Annotated in this window: 19 protein-coding genes; all 19 read left to right on the top strand. The window is 36.6% G+C overall.

The genetic code is table 11. The features are described from left to right. Window positions 1–127: 127 nt before the first annotated feature. Window positions 128–523, top strand: a complete 396-nt coding sequence (locus GGQ92_RS10095) for a cupredoxin domain-containing protein (RefSeq protein ID WP_184248039.1) — start codon at window positions 128–130, stop codon at window positions 521–523. 200 nt (window positions 524–723) lie between these two features. Then, entirely contained in the window at window positions 724–1,398 is a 675-nt protein-coding gene (locus GGQ92_RS10090) for an RluA family pseudouridine synthase (protein ID WP_184248035.1), read from the top strand. A gap of 64 nt (window positions 1,399–1,462) precedes the next feature. Then, window positions 1,463–2,488, top strand: coding sequence for an LLM class flavin-dependent oxidoreductase (locus GGQ92_RS10085; protein ID WP_184248032.1), 1,026 nt, complete (start codon window positions 1,463–1,465; stop codon window positions 2,486–2,488). Continuing rightward, a complete protein-coding gene (locus GGQ92_RS10080) occupies window positions 2,481–2,651 on the top strand; it encodes a hypothetical protein (RefSeq protein WP_184248029.1) in 171 nt (56 codons plus the stop codon). Before GGQ92_RS10085 ends, GGQ92_RS10080 begins: the two co-directional genes overlap by 8 nt. 290 nt (window positions 2,652–2,941) lie before the next feature. Further along, a complete protein-coding gene (gene abc-f / locus GGQ92_RS10075; protein WP_184248026.1) occupies window positions 2,942–4,507 on the top strand; it encodes a ribosomal protection-like ABC-F family protein in 1,566 nt (521 codons plus the stop codon). A gap of 3 nt (window positions 4,508–4,510) precedes the next feature. Next, on the top strand, window positions 4,511–4,969 hold the full coding sequence (locus tag GGQ92_RS10070) for an ASCH domain-containing protein (protein ID WP_184248023.1): 459 nt from the start codon (window positions 4,511–4,513) through the stop codon (window positions 4,967–4,969). 784 nt (window positions 4,970–5,753) lie between these two features. Next, the gene (locus GGQ92_RS10065) at window positions 5,754–6,509 is read left to right on the top strand and encodes a DeoR/GlpR family DNA-binding transcription regulator (RefSeq protein WP_184248020.1); all 756 of its coding nucleotides are present in this window, start codon (window positions 5,754–5,756) and stop codon (window positions 6,507–6,509) included. Further along, a complete protein-coding gene (pfkB, locus tag GGQ92_RS10060) occupies window positions 6,506–7,426 on the top strand; it encodes a 1-phosphofructokinase (RefSeq protein WP_184248017.1) in 921 nt (306 codons plus the stop codon). Before GGQ92_RS10065 ends, pfkB begins: the two co-directional genes overlap by 4 nt. A 13-nt stretch (window positions 7,427–7,439) precedes the next feature. Beyond that, the gene (locus GGQ92_RS10055; protein WP_184248014.1) at window positions 7,440–9,308 is read left to right on the top strand and encodes a PTS fructose transporter subunit IIABC; all 1,869 of its coding nucleotides are present in this window, start codon (window positions 7,440–7,442) and stop codon (window positions 9,306–9,308) included. A gap of 305 nt (window positions 9,309–9,613) precedes the next feature. Further along, on the top strand, window positions 9,614–9,802 hold the full coding sequence (locus GGQ92_RS10050; RefSeq protein WP_184248011.1) for a hypothetical protein: 189 nt from the start codon (window positions 9,614–9,616) through the stop codon (window positions 9,800–9,802). Continuing rightward, on the top strand, window positions 9,799–11,265 hold the full coding sequence (locus GGQ92_RS10045; protein WP_184248008.1) for a sodium:solute symporter family protein: 1,467 nt from the start codon (window positions 9,799–9,801) through the stop codon (window positions 11,263–11,265). Before GGQ92_RS10050 ends, GGQ92_RS10045 begins: the two co-directional genes overlap by 4 nt. A 299-nt stretch (window positions 11,266–11,564) precedes the next feature. Continuing rightward, window positions 11,565–13,886 (top strand): AraC family transcriptional regulator, encoded by a 2,322-nt coding sequence (locus tag GGQ92_RS10040; RefSeq protein ID WP_246384356.1) that lies wholly within the window; start codon window positions 11,565–11,567, stop codon window positions 13,884–13,886. A gap of 12 nt (window positions 13,887–13,898) precedes the next feature. After that, on the top strand, window positions 13,899–16,424 hold the full coding sequence (locus tag GGQ92_RS10035) for a glycosylhydrolase-like jelly roll fold domain-containing protein (protein WP_184248005.1): 2,526 nt from the start codon (window positions 13,899–13,901) through the stop codon (window positions 16,422–16,424). Continuing rightward, a complete protein-coding gene (locus GGQ92_RS10030; protein WP_184248002.1) occupies window positions 16,399–17,016 on the top strand; it encodes a rhamnogalacturonan acetylesterase in 618 nt (205 codons plus the stop codon). Before GGQ92_RS10035 ends, GGQ92_RS10030 begins: the two co-directional genes overlap by 26 nt. Window positions 17,017–17,147: 131 nt before the next feature. Further along, window positions 17,148–19,742 (top strand): exo-rhamnogalacturonan lyase family protein, encoded by a 2,595-nt coding sequence (locus GGQ92_RS10025; RefSeq protein ID WP_184247999.1) that lies wholly within the window; start codon window positions 17,148–17,150, stop codon window positions 19,740–19,742. A 204-nt stretch (window positions 19,743–19,946) separates the two neighbouring features. Then, window positions 19,947–21,485, top strand: coding sequence for an extracellular solute-binding protein (locus GGQ92_RS10020; RefSeq protein WP_246384353.1), 1,539 nt, complete (start codon window positions 19,947–19,949; stop codon window positions 21,483–21,485). A 131-nt stretch (window positions 21,486–21,616) separates the two neighbouring features. Beyond that, on the top strand, window positions 21,617–22,501 hold the full coding sequence (locus tag GGQ92_RS10015; RefSeq protein WP_184248133.1) for an ABC transporter permease: 885 nt from the start codon (window positions 21,617–21,619) through the stop codon (window positions 22,499–22,501). Between the two features lie 19 nt (window positions 22,502–22,520). Beyond that, entirely contained in the window at window positions 22,521–23,399 is an 879-nt protein-coding gene (locus tag GGQ92_RS10010; protein ID WP_184247996.1) for a carbohydrate ABC transporter permease, read from the top strand. A gap of 63 nt (window positions 23,400–23,462) precedes the next feature. Next, a complete protein-coding gene (locus GGQ92_RS10005) occupies window positions 23,463–24,173 on the top strand; it encodes a DUF1961 family protein (RefSeq protein ID WP_184247993.1) in 711 nt (236 codons plus the stop codon). Window positions 24,174–24,184 lie beyond the last annotated feature (11 nt).

The raw sequence follows: 24,184 nt of genomic DNA, 5'->3' as shown, positions 1-24,184 counted from the left end.
TAAATGACACATCTATAAAGTTGATTTGTTAAATTGGCTTTACTATTCAATTAGAGCGTATAATTATCTTGAAAGATAGCTATAATGATAGACAAATAATCTATCTTGAGTGAAAGGAGATCATAACATGAAAAAAATTCTACTTATGCTTATGTTTGTTTTAGTAGCTGGTGTATTGGTAGCTTGTGGTGGCGGAGACGACGCACAGGATTCTAATACAGATGCAGATAACAGTGCAGAAGAATCTAATACTACGGAGTCCGCTGATGGTGAAGTAGTTGATATAAAAGCTTCTAACTGGGATTTTGACCAAGAGACATATACAGTTGCTGCTGGTGAAGTAACGGTAAATTTAACAAATGAAGAAGGCTTTCACGGTATTGAAATTGTAGATACAGATGTTGCTTTACAATCTGAAGGGTCAACTACTGCAACATTAGAGCCTGGTGAATATATTATTAGATGTAACATCCCATGTGGTGCAGGTCATGATGACATGGTTGCTACATTAATTGTTGAATAATACGAGTGATTAACAAACGTGATTTCCTCACTGAAAATGAGAGGAAGTCACGTTTTTTTCTGAAAAATACTCAAATGCTCATCATCGCGTATGGAGCGACTAAATTGTTGAGACTATATATAGAAACTGTACAAAAATAGCACGATTGTAAGTGAGTATGCTACGATACATGTAAACATTTAAAAAATGGAGGATTACAAATGCACATACCGATATTATACGAGGACAATCATCTACTTCTTGTCTCCAAGCCTCCCAATGTTCCTGCACAGGAAGATGAAAGTAAAGATATGGACATGCTTACCTATTTAAAACAAGATATTAAAGAACGTTATCAAAAACCAGGTAACGTCTATTTAGGATTAGTTCACCGATTGGATCGCCCAGTAGGAGGGGTGATGGTATTTGCTAAGACATCGAAAGCTGCCTCACGCCTCTCTAATACCATTCGGAAAAACGAAATGGAAAAAATCTATTTGGCAATCGTAAGAGGTGTTCCTGATAATAATGGAACTCTAACGGACTATTTATTAAAAGACAAGAATAAGAATAAAACAGAGGTTGTCTCAGCGAATAAAAAAGGTGCTAAAGAAGCGATATTGACATATGAGGTGCTGGAAACATTTGAAGACTTAAGCTTAGTAAAAATAAATTTGATTACCGGACGCTCCCATCAAATAAGAGTTCAGTTTGCTTCGCGAGGGTATCCACTTTATGGTGACCAGAAATACGGAAGTGATGTAAATAAACCAGGTCAGCAAATTGCCTTATGGTCCTATAAATTGAAGTTCCCACATCCAGTCCGAGATGAAAATGTAGAAACAATCTCTTCACCACCGAAAGAAAAGCCTTGGCTAGATTTTCAGTTTGATTAAGGTGCTAGCAATAAAAGAAATAATTATGATACGATAGAAACAACTAGAATGGGGTGGAGAGAGAATGGAGTTTGGAGTCTTTTCTTTAGGAGAACAATTTTCAAGTAACGGTCAAGAAAGCCAATTAGGACGGATTCAGGAGTTAATTCATTTAGGAAACTATGCAGATGAACTAGGTATCGATTTATTTGGAGTAGGGGAGCATCATCGGCTAGATTATGTTAGCTCCTCTCCTCAGTTAATATTGTCCTATATTGCTGCTTCAACAAAGCAAATAAAGCTTACAGCACTTACTTCTTTACTAGGAACAACAAATCCTGTAAGGCTATATGAGGATTTTGCGACTCTGGATCTTTTATCGAAAGGAAGAGCTGAAATCACTGTAGGAAGAGGTGCTTTTAACGAGTCCTTTCACTTATTTGGTTACGATGAAAATAAATACGATGATTTATTTGACGAACATTTGCAAATTTTATTGAAAGCGAATAAAGAGGAAAAGGTTAACTGGAAAGGTGACGTACACCACTCATTAGTGAATGCAGAAGTTTCACCACGTGCTTATCAGTCCCAGTTGCCTGTACATATTGGAGTAAGTGGAACAAAGGAGAGTGCTATACGCGCTGCAAAAAAACAATGTGGGTTAGCAGTAATAATGCTTGGTGGTACAGTAAAAAGATACACGCCTATTATAGATGCCTATAATGATAACGCTTCATCTAATAATCGATTTGTATCGATTGCCGCTCATACATTTATTCGCGAAACAGAGGAAGAAATCGAGAATGAATTTTATCCGTTATACGCGAAATATTGGAAGCACTTAATGGAAAATGGAATTGGTGGTCCAATGGGAATGGCACGAACGGATTTAGAATTTGTCACAAGCAAGGAGTCTACGTTACTTGTAGGAACACCAGCACAAGTTATCGAAAAAATAAAGTACCAGCAGACTCTTTTCAATCAGAATCGCATGTTATTGCAAGTCGATTTTGGTGGTCAGTCCCTAATGGAGATAAAGAAGACGGTAAAGCTTTTAGCTGAAAGAGTAATTCCTGAAATAAAAAAGATGGGAGGAGCGGCGCATGTATAATAAAATACGAATACCTTTTTTGGCAATTCTTATTATATTAGCAATCCTTGATTTAACAGGTGTAATACATGTACCGGGATTTTTTATCTTAGCAGCCGTGTTATTTTTAGTTTGGTATAATGTAAAAATTCGTAAAGATGCAGCTAACAATAGAAAAAGATAACGTTGACAAACTCATATCAATTAGGTATTCTAGTTTTAATTAATTATGGAAAGGAATGACGTTAATCCGATGAAGTTATAATCCTGTTTTTAAGAATGAGTTTCATAAAAAGAGTTCGTTTACGAATAGGATTCGTATGCCCTTTTTTATGAAATACTCGGAACAGGATTGCTGACTTCATATGGATGCGTTAATACATGCACAATTGTTTGTGTATATTTGGTCGCCTCCTGTTCTGGTAGTCAGATAGGAGGCTTTTTTTGCCTCCTTAGGAAAAGAGGAGGAAAAGAATGCTTTTACAAGCTAGAGACCTTATTATTACGGTTGGAGCGAGGCACTTAGTGGAGAATGTCTCTTTTGAGATTCATCATGGAGATAGAATCGGCTTGATTGGAAAGAATGGAACAGGGAAGTCAACGCTCATCAATGTTTTGATAGGTAATATACCAATTGAAAAAGGAGAAATAACACGGAGCGGTATCATCGAATATGTTCCCCAATTGAAAGAACAAGATGCCGAAAAAAGTGGGGGAGAAGTTACACAACAATATATTCAGCGGGCCTTTGCAAAGCAAGCTGGTTTGCTAATTGCAGATGAACCTACAACCCATCTCGATACGAATCATATTGAATGGGTTGAAGATACATTGAAATCTTGGAATGGTGCATATTTGATCGTCTCTCATGATCGTGCTTTTCTAGATGCGACATGCAACCAAATATGGGAAATTAGCGATGGAAAGCTTCATTTTTATCGTGGTAATTATTCTTCCTATAAGCACCAAAAGGAAAGCAAAGAAAAACAACATCAAGAAAACTACGAAAAATATTTGGCAAAGAAAAAACAGTTAGAACGCGCATTAGAGCTTAGAGATCAAAAGGCAGCACGAGCTACTAAAAAACCGAAGAAAACGAGTAACTCTGAGGCGAAAATAATTGGAGCGAAGCCTTATTTCGCAAAAAAGCAGAAAAAATTACACCAAACAGCAAGTGCATTAGAAACAAGGTTGGATAAATTAGAAAAGGTCGCTAAGCCAATGGAACAAAAACCGTTGAAAATGGAGCTGCCGTACGAAGAGAAGATGGCTAATCGAACGATTATTCGTTTGAACAACGTCATGGGGAAGATCGGCGATAAATTACTTTGGGAAAATGCTTCGTTTGAAGTAAAAACAGGTGAAAAAATAGCTATAACTGGACCAAATGGTAGCGGGAAAACGACGTTAATACGAAGCATCCTATCCAGACAAGATGGGATAACCATTTCAGATTCTTGTCGGATTGGATATTTTAAACAAGACCTATCTCAGCTAGATAGTAATTTATCCATTCTTGAAAATGTATTAGCTACTTCTAATCAGACGGAAACGCTAGTTCGTACTGTTTTAGCTCGTTTATATTTTAGAGGGGAAGATGTCCATAAAAAAATAAGTGTCTTAAGTGGTGGAGAACAAGTAAAAGTTGCATTGGCTAAAATTTTCGTAAGTAACGTGAATACATTAATTTTTGACGAACCAACGAATTTTCTTGATATAGATGCAGTAGAAGCATTGGAACAGCTATTACAGGAATATGAAGGCACGATTTTATTTGTATCACATGACCGCCGATTTGTGGAACAGGTAGCATCAAGAGTTATAGAAATGAAGGATAAAATGCTTCATGATTCTGATACAATGATAGAACATAAATCAGAACAATCCACTACTGAAGAAGAATTACTTGTTATCGAGACAAAGATATCGGACGTCTTAGGACGGTTAAGCCTTGAACCAACAGTTGAATTAGAAGAAGAATTTCAACAATTATTAAAGAAAAAGAAAGCAGCAGAGAACACTGCGACAAAGGGAGAGTAATCCATGAATAACGATTCAATTAAACAACTATGGGAAGAATATAACAAAATCAATCCGAATGCTCCTGATCATTATGATGCATGGCCGTTTGGAAATTCAAAGGAAATGGCAGATGAACTAGCAAAATTAGTTGTAGAAGGGACAAAGTCTGCCACAGCTTCGAACTATACGATGTATCAAATAGATGACGAACCGTTACCTTATATAGGACTTCACAATATTATACTCGATGGAAATGGAGAGGCTGTGGCGGTGATGGAAACAGTCGCTGTGGAAATCGTCCCTTTCGATGAAGTAACCGAAGAGCACGCTTACTTGGAAGGAGAAGGTGATCGTTCTTTATCTTATTGGCGAAAGGTACATGAAGATTTTTTAAAAAAAGAGCTAGAAGGTATTCAACAACCCTTTCATAATAAAATTCCAGTGGTATGTGAGAAATTAAAACTTTTATATGTAAAATAATAACGAAAGAATAAGGCTGAGACTATTTTGTCTCAGTTTTTTATGTTTTTTGAAAAGAGCCGGGACAGAAGTATTTTATCATAGTAGATACCGAACGAATTGTTAGGATTCATTCGGTATCTACGCTTTTTTTAATTACTTCGCTAAAACACTTCGCTTTTACCCATAGGGTATAAGTCAACATCTGTGCAAGATATAACACTTGCACAGTGTTTCCTATACCTCGGCAACGCTTCAACTAATTACAAAAGTTCAATTGAAAACGTATAGGATGTTCGGCTAATATTGCAACGTCCTGTTGCAACGCCGAACTGAATTACATCCTGTAATCCCTCAGCTGTTGCTTTCCTGCAGGAGTCTAGTGTTTTAACTACGTAATTAATATAACAGCATTTTTTTGTGATGATTTAAGACTGAGTTATGTCCCAGGCTCTTCCGGAAAGTTTTCAGCGTGGCCGGTATAAAAAGCTTTCAGCCGCAGAGCAAACCTCCAGTTCACACTGGTGGTTTTGATTACACGTTAGTGAAGCATAAACTTTTCAACGTAGAAGTCATTCGACGTAGTAAAAATCAAAATTTCGAGTATAAGCTCCATATAGGCGATTGCCTGCGCTAATAAAGTTTTCGGTATCATTTAAGAATAGTTTTGAATGAATTTGACGTATTTTTGACAACTTATGATATATTATGATTGAAAATGAAAGAAAATGATTGATTTGTGAAAACGATTTACATATAATGATAAGAAATGGTACATGAGAAGATGGAAAGGGAGTTGTTCCAATTGCTCACAGAAGAAAGACATAAGTATATTTTAGACGTTTTAAATTCAAAAGGAACGATTCATATTCAAGAAATCGTTGAGGTGTTGAATATATCAGAATCAACGGTGCGTAGGGATTTAAGCTTACTAGAAAAGGAAAATAAATTAAAACGGGTCCACGGTGGAGCAGCTTTACTACAGCAAAAACGAACAGAGTTAAGTATGAATGAAAAACTATTACACAACCTACCAGAAAAACAAAGAATTGGAGCGTATGCCGCTGGACTAGTAAAAGATGGTGATTGTATTTTCTTGGATGCTGGCACAACAACATACGAGATGATTAAACATTTGACTGCGAAAGATATTACAGTAGTAACAACTGGTATTACTCATCTTGAACTTTTGTCGGATAAAGGGATTGCGACTTATATTATCGGTGGTTATGTAAGAAGTATTACAAAAGCGGTAATTGGCCAAACTGCACGTGAGATGTTAAGTAAGTTTCGGTTTGATAAAACCTTTCTCGGTGTTAATGGTATTCATATTGATTACGGCTATACAACACCTGACCCAGAGGAAGCTGCTATTAAGTCATTAGCTCTTAAATTAGGGCAACATGTATATGTATTAGCGGATGAATCTAAATTTCACGAAGTCACTTTTTCAGAGATTGCACCTTTAGAAGAAGCAACGATTATTACTAATATAAATGACCCAGCTATTATAAAAGAATTTAATTCAACAACAAAGATTGAGATGGTGGTAGACAAATGATTTATACTTGCACATTGAATCCGTCGATTGATTACCGAATTGAAGCAGATCAGTTAAAACTCGGTCACTTAAATCGAGCGAATATATCAACCTTTTATCCAGGTGGAAAAGGAATTAATGTATCTCGCGTCTTAAATAATTTAGATACAGAAAATACTGCTCTCGGATTTTTAGGCGGATTTACTGGGAAATTTATTGTAGATTACCTAAATGGAGAAGAAGTAAACCATAGTTTCGTCAGTCATGACGGTCCAACAAGAGTGAATGTGAAGTTAAAGGAAACAGATAGGGAAACAGAAATTAACGGAGTTGGAGCGAAGATATCAAATGAATCAAGGGAAGCATTAATTGAAAAAATTAAAATGTTAAAAAAAGGAGATTATCTCGTGTTATCAGGTAGTTTACCTACATCCCTTGAATTCTCATACTATAAGGAATTATCTCAAATATGTTATGAAAACGAAGTTTCACTAATTATTGATATTTCTTATCCGGAATTAAAAGACTTATTACAGTATCGTCCTTTATTGATTAAGCCTAATAAAGAAGAACTTAATCAAATATTAGGTAAAGAATTAACAACCATTGAAGAAATCTTAGAAGGAGGACAAGAGTTACAGCGCCTAGGTGCCCAAAATGTCATGATTTCATTAGGAGGCGAAGGTGCCGCATTTGTTAATGAAAAGGAGACATTAATTGCGATTGTTCCTCAGGGAAAAGTTAAAAGCACAGTTGGTTCCGGGGATTCAATGGTGGCAGGCTTCCTGTCTTCCTATATGAAATCCTTAAATATTGAACAAGCCTTTCGCTATAGTGTGGCGGCAGGTAGCGCAACTGCTTTTTCTCATGATTTATGTAAAAGGGAAGAAGTCGAAAATTTATTACCAAAAATCCAAATCAAACACTATAAACTATAGGGGGGAAAGAACGATGAAAATCATTGAATTATTATTGAAAGATACAGTCATCTTAGATTTGCAATCAACCGAAAAAATGGAAGTGATTGAAGAGCTTATTAATAAGCTTTATGAAGCGGGCAAAATTACAGACAAAGAAATATTTAAACAAGAAATCTTAGCGAGAGAAGGACAAGGTTCAACAGGTATTGGAGATGGAGTTGCAATTCCACATGCAAAATCAAGCGCAGTAAAAGCACCTTCCATTGTTTTCGGTAGAAGTACAAATGGTATCGAATATGAATCTTTAGACGGTCAACCCGCACACTTATTTTTTATGATTGCTGCGAGCGAAGGAGCAAATCAGCATCATTTAGATACGTTAGCTCGCCTAGCTTCGATGTTAATCGATGAATCGTTTCGCGAGCAATTGCTAGCTGCTAACACTGAGGAAGAACTTTTAAACGTAATCAATAAAAAGGAAACAGAAAGATTAGAGAAAGAAACTGAACCAGAAACGTCAAATAAAAACCGAATTCTTGCTGTAACAGCTTGTCCAACTGGTATTGCCCATACGTATATGGCAGCTGATTCCCTAAAGGAGAAAGCTGGTGAATTAGGGGTTGATATAAAAGTCGAGACTCGTGGTTCAGGTGGCGCCAAAAATGTGTTAACTGCTGATGACATTAAACAGGCCGATGCGATTATAGTAGCCGCGGACACTAATGTAGACATGAATAGATTTGAAGGGAAACCAGTAATTCAAGTTAGGGTAGCTGATGGAATTCATCGAGCACAGGAATTGATTGAGAAAGCAACAAGTGGCTCTGCTCCTATCTTTAAGAGCGATCGTAGTGAAACAGCTACAGATGATGATGGATCAACGAAACAAAATGCGTTTTACAGACATTTGATGAACGGTGTTTCCAACATGTTACCTTTCGTTGTTGGGGGAGGAATCTTAATTGCTCTCGGATTCTTATTTGGTATTGAAGCCCACATTCCTGGTAAAGAAAGTTATAATCAATTTGCCGAAGCGTTAAATACGATCGGTGGTGGAAATGCATTTGGTTTAATGATACCTGTATTAGCAGGATTTATCGCGATGAGTATTGCAGATCGACCTGGTTTAGCACCTGGTATGATCGGCGGGTTTATGGCTGCCCAAGGTGGATCAGGATTCATCGGTGGACTTGTAGCAGGATTTCTTGCCGGTTATCTCATGGTAGGTATTCGAAAAATGCTAAAAAGACTACCACAATCACTTGAGGGAATAAAAACAATACTACTTTTCCCTGTTATCAGTATCTTCGCAACTGGAATGATTATGTTTTTTATTGTAAATGCGCCATTAGCGGCGTTTAATAACGTTCTTAGTGATTGGCTACAAGGTATGGGAGCAGCGAATGCAATCGTATTAGGTACAATTCTTGGTGGTATGATGGCGATTGATATGGGTGGACCAATCAATAAAGCAGCTTATACATTTGGTATTGCTATGATTGCTGAAGGATTTTTAACTCCACATGCAGCTATTATGGCAGGTGGAATGGTCCCACCATTAGGGATTGCTTTAGCAACCATTCTCTTTAAAAGAAAGTTTACGAATCAGGAGCGTGAAGCAGGAAAAACAAACATTATTTTAGGTGCTTCCTTTATTACAGAAGGTGCTATTCCTTTTGCAGCAGCAGACCCAGGCCGTGTTATTCCTTCGTTAGTAGTCGGTTCAGCCGTGGCAGGTGCTCTTTCTATGGCATTTAATATCGGAATTCCAGCACCACATGGTGGAATTTTTGTAATTGGACTTGTCGATGGTAGTCCATGGCTATTTGCTCTTGCAATAATTATTGGTGCAGTTATAACGGGATTGATGCTCGGAATGCTAAAGAAAAATAAAGTTTAAAGAGATAAAATGAACATTTTTAAAATCAGTGTGGTAAGCCTTAAGTAGAGGTAAACTACACTGATTTTTTAATTTCAGATAAGTACTCTCCTCGTCCCCTAGTCTGTTTGAATTTATTCACAAGTCAAAGACTCACAGCAAACGGGTGGTGCTTTTTTATAAAGGAGTATATAAAAGGTTATACTAGCTGGTACGGTTCTATTCTACTAATCAACTAGATTTTTTCTTAGTGTGTTACAAGTGTCTTTACACGTGTTAGATTATGTGTATAATAAAATAGTAAACTCAAGAAAGGACAGATGATGATGGGGAAAAAAGAAAAAATATTTGCTATTACCATTGTAATTGTAGTTCTCTTAGGATATATCGTTCCTTATACTTTATTACGAGACGTACATACATGGTATGGTAGTTTTTTATGGTGGTCCATCCTAGCAATAATTGCAATTATCATTAATTATCAGTACACGAAAAGCTGGGAGGATGACGAATGAGTACAACGTTAGTTTGGGGAATTGTCATTATTTACATTATTATTGCCTCAATAATTGCATTTTTATCTCGACAAGGAAATGAAACAAGCATGGATGGATACTTTTTAGGTAATAGAGGACTAAACGGTTTCGTCTCAGCGCTAAGTTACAGTGCGACTACCTTTAGTGCGTTTATGTTAGTTGGTTTAGCTGGATTAACATACAACGGTGGAGTAGGTGCATTCGGTTTTGAAATCATTTATTTTATCGGTGTGTCCTTGGTAGCAGTTTTTGGTCCGAGATTTTGGCTTGTTGGAAAGAAAAATGGATACGTTACACCAGCTGAAATGCTAGGTGATCGATATCAAAATAAATGGGTGGCAGTTGTTGCAGCAATCTCAAGTTGTCTCTTCCTAATTCCATATAGCGCTGTACAATTAACTGGGATTGGATATTTATTATCAGGTGTTACCGATAATGGAATTACATTTACGACCGGTGTTATGATTGCTACGATACTAGCACTTGTTTTCACCTATATTGCTGGGATTCGATCCGTAGCATGGACAGACTCATTACAAGCTATTATTATGATTATTTCATCTACCATTGTTGTTCTTCTACTTTTAAATAGTTTAGGTGGAGTAGGAGCATTTTTCGAACAACTACAGAACACCAATGAGAAATCCTTAAGTGTTCCAGGTAATGGATTTTTTAATTTTTGGACTTTTTTAGGTATGACAATTCCATGGTTCTTCTTTAGTATTTCTAACCCTCAAGTAAGTCAAAGATTATTTATGCCTAAATCGAGGAAAAGCTTGCGCTCCATGTTATTAGGATTTATGGTTTTTGGTTTTATTTATACGATTGTAAGTGTTACGTGGGGTTTCTCGGCAACACTGCTTTTCCCTGATTTGGATAATCCGGATCTAGCAACACCGTTATTATTATCATCGGATATCATTCCACCAGTACTAGGGGCAATTGTAATGGTAGGTATTATGGCAGCAGCAGTTTCAACTATTGATTCCATCCTGCTGACACTATCTTCACTATTCTCTAGAGATGTATATGGCAACCTAAAAGAAGGAGCGAAAGATAAGCAGCAGTTGCTTGTAGGAAAACTTGTGATACCTATTATCGCAGTTTTAGCGTTTCTATTTGCGCAATTGCAGTTAGACTTAATTGCTGTATTATCCGTTGCATCGTCAGCTGGATTAATTGTATCCGTTCCTGCTATTATCGGAACATTTTTTTGGAAACGAGGAACAGCTGCAGGCGCTATTTCCAGTATCGCAATTAGTGGAATCGTAGTTATTTATTTAGAATTTACGAGTACGACCCCATTCGGAATTATGTCAGGTATATGGGGATTAGCACTATCCACATTGCTATTTATTGTTGTAAGTCTTTCAACGAAAGCACCTATAGAAAAAGCGAATGAATTTATTCATATAATGAAAAATAGAAAAAAATCAATTTAACGATAATTACTTGTAACTAGTGTGGACGATACGTAATAGATGTGATAAAACAGGTGATCCAATAAAGGGTCACCTGTTTTACGTATCTCTTATGATTGCAAAAAAGTTTTATTTTTGCAAAAAAGTACAGTATTTAAATAAAAGAAATTTTGACGGAGCAAAAAAATACAATTGATTGAAAAGAAGAATACGTCTATGATAAATAAGCAGAAACAGAACTACAGTATTACTTTTCCTCACAGCTTTATGTAAGTGCTTACAATTTAGTGGTAGAATAAAAGAAGTGAGGTGAGAGATGGATGAAGCAACAAAAAAAACAAATGGTGGAATGGATTCAATCTAGATGGAAAAGTCAGTATTTCCGTAGGAGTTTTCTTTTAATTTTATTTATAACTTCAATTCCCGGAATTATATCAGGTATTGCAATTTATTCAATTGGTTTGAACTCAACGGAAAAAGAGTTAACGAAAGTCCATTTAGAAGAAATCGATGAGCGTGCACAAAATATTGATGACCAGTTAACTTACTTGGAAGAATCCTTAACTTATTGGGCTTTTGAGCCAACGTTTAATTATCAATTAATCACTACAGATTTTGTTTATGAATTCCAAAAAACAAGAGATTTGATGCAAAAACTTCTGATTCTTGAAGGGAGCCACCCCTTTATAAATGAAGTAGATCTCTATATTGAAACGAAAGAAGGAGCGGTCGTGTTCAGTCCTTATGTGAATTACATACATAATACGAATGAACATAAGGGATATGAAACTCTGCTTTCAGGAAGGAAAAATATAACGTGGGACCATGACGAACAATTTATGGAACATGCAGGTTACATGGAGGAAATAGTATTAGCGCATCAAATACCGGGAGTTGTAAAAGAGCCGTTTGGTGCGATTATTGTAAGCCTTGATAAAAAAAGTCTCGCTAAAAACCTAGAAACCTTAACACCTTATACTGGCGGAGTTACTGTACTACTGAATGAAACCAATGATGTACTTTTAACGAGTGGGATGAGAAAGAATAACCCTTTTATTAATGAACTTATTGATTTATATATGGATGAGGAATCAGGTAGGACTGGTCAACTTCAATGGGATGATAAAACTTATTCAGTTACTTATGGTTCCTTTGATCGAATTGGCTCAGAATGGACATACATATCCGCTGCACCTATTTCTGCCATAACAACTCCAATCGTGACGATATCAAAAGTGATTCTAATTGTTAGTTTTACAGTATTGGCTGTTGCATTTTTCCTAACATTATTTGCTTCCAATCGATTATATCAGCCAGTTAAAAATATTGTTAGCTCGTATATCAGTGGGGCTAATCGAGTATCTAGTACAAATCATGATGAATTTAGCCAGATTCGTGATCGACTTAATTCCCTAACAATTGAAAAACAGCAGCTTAAGGATAAAATTAGCCATCAAATTCCGCAGCTAAGACAAAATTTCTTAACACAGTTAACGAGAGGCTACCTATACAATTTCAATGAAGAGGCTTTAAAAAGAAGGATGGAGAATTACGGCTGGAATGTGGAAGGACATTCTTTTGTATTATTAGATATTCAAATAACAGGTATGGATCATCGTCATTACAAGGAGGATGATAGCTGGTTGGCATTCGCCATGTCCAACATTGCAGAGGAGCTAATTGAAGACTATGTGGAGCAATTTACCGTACTAAATCATTACGATATGACAGCAAGTGTTTTTATCTTACTCCCTGAAACAATAGAGGATAGTCAGAAAATGCTACATTCTCTAGCGAAAGAAATGACTCTAGCAATTAATCGTATTTTAAATGTGTTTGCTACGATTACGATAAGCTCTGAAACAAATAAGATAAAAGGAATCAATCATTTATTTGAGGAAACAAGGCGTGTTAGGAGCTACAGAGATTACAAGACAGATAATCAAATTATCGTTATGCAAGATAAATTTAAGGAAGAGAATTACCGTCGTCTTCATTATCCTTTTGAGATTGAAAAAGAAATTATCCAATCCATTCGTCGTGGTGGAGGCGAGGAAACAGAAACGCTTATTCGTGAGTTTTTTGAGCAATTGGTTCAGGGAAGTTCTAAGGAATTTAGTGTTAACACTGGTGTACAACAACTATATAGTGTGATTCAACATGAAATATTACTATCAGGTATCGATCCATTTCAACTTTATGACGGCAGAAATATGTGGAGAGAGTTAACACAATTACGTGAAATAGAGTGGATTATCAAATGGTTTATAGATGAAGTAGTCCAACCGTACACAGCGTATTTAGAGAAAAATATAAATATGGAAATGAAGCTAATTGTAGATAAGGTAGTTTCGTATATAGAGGAAAAATATATGGAGGATATCTCATTGGAAGGCTGTGCCGATTATGTCCAAACAACGCCATATACGTTGAGCAAAGCATTTAAAAAGATTTTAGGAATCAATTTTATTGATTATTTAACAAAGATTCGAATGGATAAAGCAAAACGATTACTGATGGAAACAAATGAAAAAATAAGTGATATAGCGGAAACAGTAGGGTATAGGCATAGTTATTTTAATCGTATTTTTAAGAAACATGTTGGAATAACACCGAGCCAATTCCGCAGGAGAAGTAGTTAAAGGAGAGAGAAAATGACAACGGATCGTAAAATATTTAAGGAATTCCTTAATCCAGGAGCAGCATATACACCAATTCCATTTTGGTTTTGGAATGACCAACTCGATAAAAAGTTGCTGCGACAACAAATAGAAGGCTTTCAGGAAAAAGGAGTGGAGGGATTCGTACTACACCCACGTCTAGGCATTCCAAAAGATATCGAATACTTATCGGATACGTTTATGGAGTTTGTTGCCTTTGCTGTGAAAGAGGCTCACCAACGAAAGATGCGAGTAATGTTATACGATGAAGCAATGTATCCATCAGGAGCTGCCAATGGAAAAGTTGTAGAATTAAATCCTAGATTTGCAAGTAGAGGATTACATGCAACTGTATACGAAGAGGTGCAATTTCCATTCTCTATTAAGTTAGAAGAGGATGAACGTATTGTAGCGATATTTGTACTTGATAAGAAAGAAAAAGAATATGACCCGGGAAATATTTTGTGTATTTATCCGGAGCAAAATAATGATTCGTACACCATTTTAAATAAACAACATGGTATACAGATTGAAAGTTCGGAACATCATTTAATGAAAAATAAACAAATTATTGTACTATCTGAAGACTATACAAACGGTACAATACGAGGTATACATTATGGTCAAGACGATGGTGAAAAATACGCTCCAAGGTCAGCAGATTTATTAAATCCTGAAGCAGTAAAAGCATTTATTCAATTGACGCATGAACGTTACAAGGAAGTAGTTGGGGAATACTTTGGAAATACAATAGTTGCCATGTTTACCGATGAGCCAGATATAACAGGTAGGAATTCGAAGCCAGGTTATCTTGCATGGACAGAAGGGTTTGAACATGAACTAATAAATGAAGGATATCGTTATAATGATTTATTAAGTCTCTTTTTCGATAGTGCGAATGCAGAACAGGTGCGACAAGATTATGATCGAGCCATAAATGAGCGGATGCTAGCAAGCTATTATATTCCAATTAGTGAATGGTGTTTGGAAAATAACCTCGATTTAACAGGTCATCCTGAAAAAAGTGACGATATTGGATTATTGAAAGCCTTCCATATTCCTGGTCAAGATGTTGTTTGGAGATGGGTAGCTCCTGAAAATGACAAAGGTATAACTGGTCCACATTCAACGGCAGGAAAGTGTGGGGCAGATGCCGCTAGACATTTCGGTAGAAGACGGAACATGAATGAGTACTTAGGTGTTTGTGGAAAAGAAAACACATGGAATTTATCAGCAGCAGATATGAAATGGTATACCGATTGGCTAGCTGTTCGAGGGGTTAATTTATTTTGTCCACATGCTTTTTATTATTCGATTGATGGGGTGGAAAGAAGTCATGAACGACCACCTGATGTTGGTCCAAATAATGTTTGGTGGCCTTATTATCGTTTATTTAGCGACTATATGAAAAGACTAAGCTGGTTAATGACCGACAGTGTCAACGAGGCGAAGATTGGAATATTGACATTAAATAATCAACTACCTTGGAAAATGGCTCGTTATTTCTTTGAGAATCAAATGGAATTTAACTATGTGCACGAAGACTTATTTCTTCTAAATAAAGTAAAAGTAATAGGAAATATACTAAAAATAGAACAACAACAATATGAAGTGATTATATTAGATGATATGCAATTAGAACAATTTAATCCAAGAGTTGCTACTGTGTTATATAATTTTATTTCTCAAGGAGGAAAGGTTTATGTTATCTCCTCTACGTTACCTATAAAACAACTCAAACAAATTCATTATCTATCCTATGATCAACTTGAGAAAATGGGGCCCTTTTCCCGATTTCAACAAATACAACTAGAATCTCGTTCATCGAATATTCGAGTATCTAAAGTATGGAAAGGAAAGCAATACTTTTACTTTATAGTTAACGAAGGTGAAGAGCCTTTTTCTGGCAATATTCAATTTTCAAAGGATATACCGACCGAAGCGTGGGATGCATGGACAGGTAAAAGACATTCATTAGAATTTAGCGAAAATAAAACCAATTTACATTTAGGGTATCGAGAATCAATTATCCTAACTTCAACAATAAATGAGGAGGCACCTTTGAGGTTGGATGATTCTACTAAAGAAGTACATACGTTGGAAGTACAATTAGTTCCTAGTAGAAAAGATGGCTACTGGCAATATTCTGGATTACAAGATTGGCAAGAAACGGATGAGTTAACCTATTATTCTGGCGCGATTAACTATATGTTACATTTTCAATGGCAGGCAAAAAAAGCTGACATGGTTGTGCTAGATTTAGGTAGTGTTTATGAGATAGCTGAAGTACATATAAACAATCAGCTAGTCGGTGTGAAAATGTGGGCGCCATACGAATTTTCCATTCCAAAGCAATATTTAAGGGACGGAGAAAACGAAATAGTTGTCCGTATTACGAATAATAGTGCTGTTGCGATGGATCAACAACCGCAACCATCTGGATTAATCGGTCCAGTCAAAGTGAAAGTAATCGCTCAAGAGGGAGATTTAAGCCATGAAGAGAATATTTCTAGCGAGTGATTCTACATGTCAAACATATGAGAAAGAACAATCACCTCAAGCTGGTTGGGGACAATTTTTAGCTAACTATTTAGCAGACTATGAAATTCACAATCACGCAATTGGTGGCAGAAGTTCAAAAACATTTATTTTAGAAGGTCGTTTGGATGCTATGAAGGATGGTATGCAACCAGGTGATTATCTTCTTATACAGATGGGTCACAATGACTCAACGAAAGAAAAACCCGAAAGGTTCACAGAGCCATATCATGATTATAAGGACTATTTAAAACAATATATTGATACAGCAAGACAGAGGCAAACGAAGCCAATTTTAATAACGCCTGTCGCAAGGCTTCATTATGTGTTAGATGAGTTTCTCAACGATTTCAATGACTATTGTAATGCGATGAAGGAGGTTGCGGAAGAACAAAATATAGAACTGATCGATTTAATGAAACATAGTATCCTACATTATCAAGAAGTTGGATACGAAGAGGTTAAATCTTATTACATGGTTGCGCATAATGGCACAGATTACACGCATTTTACGGAGAAAGGTGCTAATCAAATAGCTAGAATAGTATCAGAGCAATTTTTGAAATTGATATAAACATAGATTGGTCGGGGAATAGTGAATTCTCGACCAATCTATTTTCTCGCACTAAAAGAGTAACTCGACGTAGTAGTAATTTAAAGTTTTTAAGTTTACTTGGAACATAGTAATCGAATGGAGGAACTTTAATGGTGAAACTTAATTGGCTTTATCGACCACATGTACCAACGGTAGTTACGTGGGGAGTACCTTGGCCAAAAGGAAAATTGAAAAAAGATGAGCCGCTTTCTTTATGGAATGGTGATGAGGAACTAGAGTTACACGAAGTAAGACCAACTGCATATTGGCCAGATGGAACGATAAAATGGACGGCTCACTCAGCATTATTAGCTGGAGAGGCGAATCTAGCAATCAAGCGAAAGTCTGTGTCTACTCTCTCTTCACAAAGGATTCAAGTGGAGGAAACACCATCTTCACTAGTGATTCATACTGGTAACATGAATTATCGAATTTTAAGAGAGGGTAATATTCTTATTGATGAGATTAGAAAAGATAATCGTATTGTTGCTTCAAATTTATCGCTTGAAACATTGCTTGAGCAACGAGAAGAATCCGGAGATAAAAAGGTAAGGGTGGAGAGTACTTACAGAGGGGTAATCGATGATGTGATAATCGAAACATCAGGTCAGATTCGCTCGGTTACCAAAGTTACAGGACATCATATTAATAATGAAAATCATCGAGTATTACCTTTCATACTCCGTTTGGAATTTCGTCTGAATACGAATTCTATTAAGGTAATTCATACACAGATGATTGATATCAATCCATCAAAGTATTTTATAAAAGGAATGGCGTTAAAAGTAAACTCAGCTTCAACTGGTGAGCCACCATGGAATCGTTATGTTCAAATTGGAACAGAAACTGGGGTTTATAGTGAAGCTGCTCAACTTTTATTAACAAGGAGTTTTCAACATGCTAACGGGTTATATGCAAAGCAAATTGAAAATATCGAAGTCGATTTAGATGAGTTTGAACAACTGAAGGAGCATGTAACGGCGAATGCGATATGGAATGATTATAAAATTGTTCATGACTCAGCTAATCATTATAAAATGCTGAAACGAACATCAGCGAACCATGCATGGATTGAAATTGCCCATGGAGAAAGGGCAAGTGGTGCAATGTGTGTAGGAAGTAAAAACGGTGCAATCGCTATTTCACATCCGAAGATGCGTGAGAAGCATCCTGCTGGATTAGAGGTGAATCAATTAGCTGGAGAACCCGTTTTAACGATTTGGCTTTGGTCTCCAGACAGTGAGGCAATGGATTTACGCCATTATAGCAACGAAACATATGTAAAGAGTGCTTACGAAGGATTTGATGAAATGCGAGCAACTCCGATTGGAATCGCAAATACGAATGAGTTGTTTATTTCATTTTATAGCAAAATACCCAAGAAGGAAGAGTTTCAAGATTATATAGATAATTGGAGAAACAACCCATTATTAATTTGTGAACCATCATACTATTATGAAACGAAAGCAGTAGGTGCCTATAGCTTACCAAACGAATCTTCACCGTTTCACCGATTTTTAGAGGTCGAGTTAGACAATGCTTTTACGTTTTATAAAAGAGAAGTTGAACAGCGGAGTTGGTATGGATTCTGGAATTATGGAGATGTCATGCATACGTATGATCCGATTCGCCATCAGTGGCGCTATGATTTAGGTGGATTTGCTTGGCAAAATACGGAGCTTGCTCCGAACATATGGCTCTGGTATATGTTTTTTCGAACAGGAAGAAATGATATCTTTGATTTTGCAGAAGCGATGACACGACATACTAGTGAGGTTGATTGTTACCATTTTGGAGAATATAAAGGTTTGGGTTCACGACATAATGTGAGCCATTGGGGTTGTGGCTGTAAAGAGGTAAGAGTTAGTATGGCAGGCTTGTATCGTTACTATTATTATTTAACAGCTGATGAACGAACAGGAGAGTTATTAAAAGAAGTGAAAGATGCGGACTATGCGACAAGGGATTTAGATCCAATGAGAGAATATTTTCCGAAGGATCAATATCCAACGCATGTAAGGTCAGGACCAGATTGGGCGGCATTTACGTCTAATTGGTTGGTCGAGTGGGAGCGAACAGAAAATACTAAATATCTAGATAAAATAACGAGCGGCATGAACACTTTAAAGAAACTACCCTTACGATTGTTGTCGGGACCAACATTTGGCTATGATCCAGAAACATCACAATTGACACATATGGGAGATGGAACAGGTGGATACCATATGATGATAGCGTTTGGTGCACCACAAGTTTGGATGGAGATTGCTGAATTGTTAGAGGATGAGGAATGGAAGGATATGCTCGCAGAATATGGAGAGTTTTATGTCCTATCTGATCAGGAAAAAAGAAATAAAACAAACAATGTATTAAATGATCAGCATTTTCATTGGCCGATGTTTGCAGCAGCCATGACAGCCTATGCAGCCAAGCACAAAAATAATTTAGAACTAGCAGAAAAAGCTTGGACATTATTGTTAGATGAAAAATATAGTCATACACCGCTGCCAATTGTAGTGGAAGAAGTGAACGACTGGAAGAGAATAGAAGAAATACCTTGGATAACAACGAACACAATTTCACAATGGTGTATTAATGTAATCGTATGTTTGGAGCTGTTACAGGATATGCCACCAAACAAGGATGCATTTCCTCAATTATTCAATATGCAAGAAAGTGTCAAAATGCAAAAAGGTGCTAAATAACATAGCCCCTTTCCAAGTAGAATCTGTAAAATTAGCTATAGTGTAAAGGATGACAAAAAATGATTATTGCTGGAAAAATGTAAGCGTTTTATATTTGGTGTAGCAGCAAACGAGCTGTAAAAAAGAAAAGAGGTGATAAAGCAGTTTTAACGAAACAACATAACGTTTAATCTTATGGATTCTTAAAAAATGGGAGGTCATAAAATGATGAAAGCAAGTAAATTACGCTTGTTACTACTAGCTATATTCGCATTTGGATTACTTTTTATAACAGCTTGTAGTAGTGACAGTGAGGAATCAAGCACAAATTCTAATTCAAATTCGGACAGTTCGGACGAGGAAAATGAAGATAGGATGGCTATCGATGTTTTTGTACCTACCTTTACGACAGAGCCACCTACAGACAGCAGTCCGGTTTGGCAAGCATTAGAGGACTACACAAATACTGATTTGACAATTGAGTGGGCACCAAATAGTAATTTAGAAGACAAATTCAATATCACCCTATCGTCTGGCGATTTACCTCATGTCATGTATGTGCCAGGTAAATCACCGAGTTTTATTAGTGCTGTTGAAGATGGGGCTTTTTGGGAACTAGGGCCTTATTTAGATGATTACCCGAATTTAAGTCAAGCAAACGAAATCATATTAAATAATAGCTCAATTAATGGAAAAATATTTGGAATCTACCGATCAAGGGATTTAGGACGGAATGGAGTTATCATACGAAAAGATTGGTTAGAAAATTTAGGTTTAGAGGAACCAAAAACAATTGACGATTTTTATAATATGTTGAAGGCTTTTACGGAAGAAGATCCTGATGGAAATGGACAAGATGATACGTATGGTTTAGTAGTATCAAAGTATGAAGGTCCGTGGGATGTTATGCAAACATGGTTTGGAGTTCCAAATAAATGGGGTATCGATGATGATGGTAACTTATACCCTTGGTTCTTAGATGATAATTATAAGGATGCACTAGACTTCTTTAAAAAGCTTTATGATGAAGGATTGGTTAATGAAGACTTTGCTGTAATGGATCCAGCACAATGGTCTGACCCGGTAGTAGCGGGTGAAGCAGGTGTTCAAGTAAACGTACTTGATGAAGGTCACCGTATCCAAGAAAAAATTATCGACGCTGAACCGGAAAATGAAGACCCAATCACTGTTATCAAGGCCGTGGAAGGACCGTTTGGTATGAAGAATTTACCTACATCAGGATATTCAGGAATGCTATCGATATCTACAACTGCTGTTAAAGACGAAGAGGAATTGAAAAAAGTACTCTCATTCTTAGATAAGATGAATGATGAGGAAGCACAAATATTAGCTGAAAATGGTATCGAAGGTCGCCATTTTGAAATCGAAGACGGGGAATATGTATCTCTTGTAAAAGATGATGCTGGATTACTTGCAGAGATGGATGGCTTAAACCAGCTACTTATGTACATTCCAGAACCATTAAGCTTAACACCTGATACGAGTGAATTAAGACAACTAGAAGAGGACTTAAAGCTTGAAAATGAAGATATCGTCGTGGCTAACCCTGCAGAGCCTTACATTTCAGATGTATATGCTAAAAAGGGACAACAAATGGATAACATTATACTTGATGCAAGAATTCAGTATATTGTTGGACAAATTGATGAATCGGGCTTAGAAGAAGCAGTGGAATTATGGAGAAGCAGCGGAGGAGACGACTATATCGAAGAAATCAACCAACTTCATAAGGAAGCACAGTAAAAATTATGGAGATTAAAAAGCAGGTGATGTCTTAGACTCCCTGCTTTTTATATCACGTTTACTTACAAGGAGGGGAAGTTTTGGATTCTGTAGTAGTAAAACAACCGAGAAAGAAAAGTAAATGGGCGAAAATGGGAAAAGAAAAATGGCTTTATCTCATGGTATTACCCGGGTTAATTTACTTTATCGTTTTTAAATATTTTCCAATGTGGGGAGTACTGATAGCTTTTCAAGACTATTCACCTTTTAGGGGATTACTAGGAAGTAATTGGGTTGGATTCGAACATTTTCAATATTTCTTTTCTAATCCGGATTTTTTACGGTTATTAAGGAACACATTTATTTTAGCCCTATATGATTTAGTTTTCTTTTTTCCTGCACCTATTATTCTAGCATTACTCTTAAATGAAATACGAATTAGCTTTTATAAACGAGCAATCCAGACTTTCGTATATGTTCCGCATTTCATGTCTTGGGTAATTATTGCGAGTATTAGCTATGTTTTCCTTACTACTAGTGGTGGGGTAGTTAACGAATTGTTAGAAGGTTTATTAGGTGAGAAAATCAACTTTCTATCGAGTCCAGATTGGTTCCGCCCAATGATTATTGGACAAATTATTTGGAAGGAGACAGGTTGGGGGACGGTAATCTTTCTAGCGGCTTTAGCTAGTGTTGATCAAGAGCAATATGAAGCTGCAATTGTAGATGGAGCTGGACGTTTTAGAAGATTGTGGCACGTTACTTTACCTGCATTACGTAGCACAATCGTTATCTTATTAATTTTGCGTTTAGGTAATTTCTTGGATACAGGGTTCCAGCAAATATATTTAATGTCAAACTCTCTTAACCGTAGTGTTGCAGATGTTTTTGATACGTATGTATATTTCGTCGGTATTACAGAAGGAGCGTTTAGCTATAGTACAGCAGTCGGCTTATTTAAATCAGTAGTTGGAATTGTATTAATTGTTGGTGCAGATAGGTTGGCGAAGAAACTTGGTCAAGGTGGACTATTCTAAAGAATTGGAGGTATGTGATATGCACAAGATGCATAATACAACAGCTGGTAGAATTTTTGATTTTTTTAATCATATTTTTCTGTTACTTGTTGCGATAATAACCGTTGTTCCATTTTTATATATCGTAGCAGGCTCATTTGCATCTGAAACTGAACTTGCAACAAGGTCCTTTTTTATATTCCCTAAGGAGATAACAACAGATGCTTACCGTTATATATTCTCTACCAATTCAGTAATTCGAAGTCTAGGTGTTTCGATTCTAGTGACGATCGTTGGAACGATAATAAGTATGATATTAACGTTAACGATGGCATACCCTTTATCGAGAAGAACTATGATAGGTAGAAATGTAATTTTGAATTTAGTGTTATTCTCGATGTTATTTAGTGGTGGAATGATTCCTACCTTTATTCTAGTACGAAGTCTTGGTTTACTAGATTCTATTTGGGCTCTTATTTTACCACTTGCAATCAATCCATTTAACCTTATTATCGTGAAAACTTTCTTTCAAGAGCTACCGAAAGAGCTGGAGGATGCATCTAAAATAGATGGTTGTACAGAATTCCAAACGTTTTGGAGAGTAATGCTACCATTATCCAAGCCTGTTATTGCTACATTTACATTGTTTTATGCCGTCTACTATTGGAATGATTTCTTTCAAGCATTACTCTATTTAAAAGATACAACAAAGTGGCCGATCCAATTATTATTACAGCAATTAGTGATGGTAGCGAATGTTGGAATTGGGGATATTGCAGAAGCATCTCTCTATGAGCCACCTGAGGAATCTGTGAAACTAGCAGTTATTGTAGTAGCAACAGTGCCAATTTTATTATTTTATCCGTTTCTACAAAAGCACTTTGCGAAGGGTGTCATGCTTGGTTCTGTAAAAGGATAGTTAGCTATGAGTGGCATAGGTTAACTTTACCCTTACTTACCGTTAATAAGGAGGAGCATTTAAATGAATTATCATTCATTTAGTGATGGCGAGCTCATATATAAGAACCCATTATCACAAAAAACGGACATTAGTGATTGGATTCAAGAAGGAGAAATAGGGATTCGTGAATTAGAAGGAAAACTAGTATTCAGTCATCAACGAGATGCACTAGAATATGGTGATCATGCACATTGGGTATTATGGTGTCCTGAAGACTTCCCTGACCAGATAATCATCGAGTGGGAATTTACTCCACTTAGTGAACATGGTTTATGTATGCTGTTTTTGGCTGCAAAGGGGCGAAATGGAGAGGATATTATGGCGGATGTACTACCGAAACGGACGGGTTATTATCCTCAGTATCATTCAGGTTCTTTGAACACCTTACATTTATCGTATTACCGCAGAAAACATAGGGAAGAACGCGCCTTTCGAACATGTAACTTACGGAAGAGCTACGGATTTCATCTAGTTGCTCAAGGTGCGGACCCTTTGCCAGCTGCGTCTGATTCCGAATCTTATTATCGAATGCGTGTTGTAAAGTATAACGATATCGTCCAATTTTCGATTAATGGGTTACCTGTCTTGGAGTGGAAGGATAATGGGCAAAACTATGGTCCCATTTATACGAATGGAAAAGTAGGGTTTCGTCAGATGGCACCCATGAAGGCTGCTTATGCTAATTTTACAGTGAAAAAGGCTATTTTAGAGACTTCACCTTCCTTTAAGTAAAAATGAAATGG

Origin of the sequence: Gracilibacillus halotolerans, assembly GCF_014206945.1 — a bacterium.
Taxonomy (GTDB): domain Bacteria; phylum Bacillota; class Bacilli; order Bacillales; family Amphibacillaceae; genus Gracilibacillus; species Gracilibacillus halotolerans.
This window is presented reverse-complemented; position numbering and strand designations above follow the sequence as displayed.

Excerpts from the sequence above, each read along its gene's own strand:
- GGQ92_RS10015 (WP_184248133.1), top strand. The coding sequence starts at position 21,617 with ATGGGAAAAGAAAAATGGCTTTATCTCATGGTATTACCCGGGTTAATT.
- GGQ92_RS10080 (WP_184248029.1), top strand. The coding sequence starts at position 2,481 with ATGTATAATAAAATACGAATACCTTTTTTGGCAATTCTTATTATATTA.
- GGQ92_RS10035 (WP_184248005.1), top strand. The coding sequence starts at position 13,899 with ATGACAACGGATCGTAAAATATTTAAGGAATTCCTTAATCCAGGAGCA.
- GGQ92_RS10095 (WP_184248039.1), top strand. The coding sequence starts at position 128 with ATGAAAAAAATTCTACTTATGCTTATGTTTGTTTTAGTAGCTGGTGTA.
- GGQ92_RS10030 (WP_184248002.1), top strand. The coding sequence starts at position 16,399 with ATGAAGAGAATATTTCTAGCGAGTGATTCTACATGTCAAACATATGAG.
- GGQ92_RS10005 (WP_184247993.1), top strand. The coding sequence starts at position 23,463 with ATGAATTATCATTCATTTAGTGATGGCGAGCTCATATATAAGAACCCA.
- GGQ92_RS10020 (WP_246384353.1), top strand. The coding sequence starts at position 19,947 with ATGATGAAAGCAAGTAAATTACGCTTGTTACTACTAGCTATATTCGCA.
- GGQ92_RS10050 (WP_184248011.1), top strand. The coding sequence starts at position 9,614 with ATGGGGAAAAAAGAAAAAATATTTGCTATTACCATTGTAATTGTAGTT.
- GGQ92_RS10040 (WP_246384356.1), top strand. The coding sequence starts at position 11,565 with ATGAAGCAACAAAAAAAACAAATGGTGGAATGGATTCAATCTAGATGG.
- pfkB (WP_184248017.1), top strand. The coding sequence starts at position 6,506 with ATGATTTATACTTGCACATTGAATCCGTCGATTGATTACCGAATTGAA.
- GGQ92_RS10085 (WP_184248032.1), top strand. The coding sequence starts at position 1,463 with ATGGAGTTTGGAGTCTTTTCTTTAGGAGAACAATTTTCAAGTAACGGT.
- abc-f (WP_184248026.1), top strand. The coding sequence starts at position 2,942 with ATGCTTTTACAAGCTAGAGACCTTATTATTACGGTTGGAGCGAGGCAC.
- GGQ92_RS10070 (WP_184248023.1), top strand. The coding sequence starts at position 4,511 with ATGAATAACGATTCAATTAAACAACTATGGGAAGAATATAACAAAATC.
- GGQ92_RS10010 (WP_184247996.1), top strand. The coding sequence starts at position 22,521 with ATGCACAAGATGCATAATACAACAGCTGGTAGAATTTTTGATTTTTTT.
- GGQ92_RS10055 (WP_184248014.1), top strand. The coding sequence starts at position 7,440 with ATGAAAATCATTGAATTATTATTGAAAGATACAGTCATCTTAGATTTG.
- GGQ92_RS10025 (WP_184247999.1), top strand. The coding sequence starts at position 17,148 with ATGGTGAAACTTAATTGGCTTTATCGACCACATGTACCAACGGTAGTT.
- GGQ92_RS10090 (WP_184248035.1), top strand. The coding sequence starts at position 724 with ATGCACATACCGATATTATACGAGGACAATCATCTACTTCTTGTCTCC.
- GGQ92_RS10045 (WP_184248008.1), top strand. The coding sequence starts at position 9,799 with ATGAGTACAACGTTAGTTTGGGGAATTGTCATTATTTACATTATTATT.